The 1631-nt window shown below is 48.6% G+C and carries 1 protein-coding gene and 1 pseudogene; both read right to left on the reverse strand.

What is annotated here, in order from left to right:
• Positions 1 to 359, reverse strand: a pseudogene (locus ACR0P9_RS12245) (DNA polymerase III subunit beta); the annotation flags it as partial.
• Positions 360 to 730: 371 nt separating this feature from the next.
• Positions 731 to 1631, reverse strand: a 901-nt coding sequence (dnaA, locus tag ACR0P9_RS12250) for a chromosomal replication initiator protein DnaA (RefSeq protein ID WP_432620547.1), incomplete at its 5' end; no start/stop codon positions are given.

Genomic DNA, 1631 nt, shown 5'->3' on the forward strand with positions numbered 1-1631 from the left:
GGCAGCTGCGGAAATTCTGTGGCATCTGATGCGACGAGATTGAACATTGCGCGGCCGCAGCGGATGGTCGTCAGCATTTCTGCGTTGGTTTCTACAGAGATGGTATCGTCTGGCAGTTTGCGGATCATGTCGCCGAACAGGCGTGCGTTGAGCACGGCGGAACCTGGTTCAGAAACAGTTGCCTGTACGGTCACGCGCACGCCCATAGACATATTGTATCCGCATAACGTCAGACCTCCGGTTGCGTCGGCGGTGATGAGCAGGCCTTCGAGCAGCGCGATGGAGCTTTTATTGCTGACTGCGCGGGATGCTGTTGTGATAGCTTCTTGAAGTGTAGATTTTTCACATGAGAATTGCATGGTGTTCCTCCTTAGTGAATAGTGATGAATAGATTCATATGTTGTTTCCTTGGATTTTTTGTTGTCTGATGTCTGATACAGCCAGCGAGATTTGGTATATATTCTATATAAAAAAGAATAGTATATTTAGTAATAGTAGTAGAGCAAAGGAAACTGTGGAAAACTGTGATTGTGCCCGAAATATGGGGGTTTTTCTGTCCACAGCCATGTGTGGATAAATAAGGCGCAATAGTGGATAATTTTTTTGCGTCTGAGTTATCCACAGAAAGATTTCCACAGTCCACAGGAACTTGTGGATAAAAATGCAAGACTTCTCCCATGGAAATGCGAGGATGTTTTTGCATAAATATTCACGCTGTATGTATATCCGATTATCCGCGAATGTTGGTTTTCAGCGTTTTGATGATGTTGTCCATCTCGCTGGTTTCTTTGAGATAGTTTTCGATTTTGTTGATGGAGTGCAGCACGGTCGTGTGGTCGCGCGAGAAGATTTTGCCGATTTCCGGCAGAGAATAGTCGGTCAGATCGCGGACAAGATACATAGCGACTTGTCGCGGCAGGACGAGATCCTTGGATCGGCCGCTGCCCTTGAGTTTTTCAACTGGGGTACAGTAATAGCGGGAGACTTCTCGCAGGATCATGTCCGGCGTCGGGTTAAGACCCGGATTTTCTTTAAAGATGTCCGCAACGGCTTCTTTTGCCAGTTCTATATCGATGGCGCGCTCCATGAGATCGTGCAGCGCTTTGATTTTTTTGACTGTGCCTTCGAGTTGACGCACATTGGATGTGATGGTCTTGGCGATGTAGTCTACGACATCTTCCGGCAATTGAACGCGCAGAGAATCTGCTTTGACGTGAATAATGGCCATGCGGGTTTCGTAGTCTGGCGGCTGAATGTCTGCCAGCAGTCCCCATTCAAATCGCGTCTTGAGACGGTCTTCCAGCGTGTGGATTTCTTTCGGCGGTCGGTCGGACGTCAAAACAATCTGTTTGTTGGCTTCGTATAGCGCATTAAATGTGTGGAAGAATTCTTCCTGTGTGCGGTCTTTGCCTGCGACAAATTGGATGTCGTCGACGAGCAGAAGATCAGCGAGCCGGTATTTGTCGCGGAATTCCTGCACCTGACCGGCGCCGATGGAGTTGACCAGTTCGTTGGTGAAATCTTCGCCCTTAATATAGATGATACGGAATGACGGGTGGTCGCGGCGCACAACATTGGCGATGGCGTACAGCAGATGCGTCTTGCCGAGGCCGGATTGTCCGTAGATAAAC

Origin of the sequence: Butyricicoccus sp. (genome assembly GCF_050872565.1) — a bacterium.
GTDB lineage: Bacteria > Bacillota > Clostridia > Oscillospirales > Butyricicoccaceae > Butyricicoccus_A.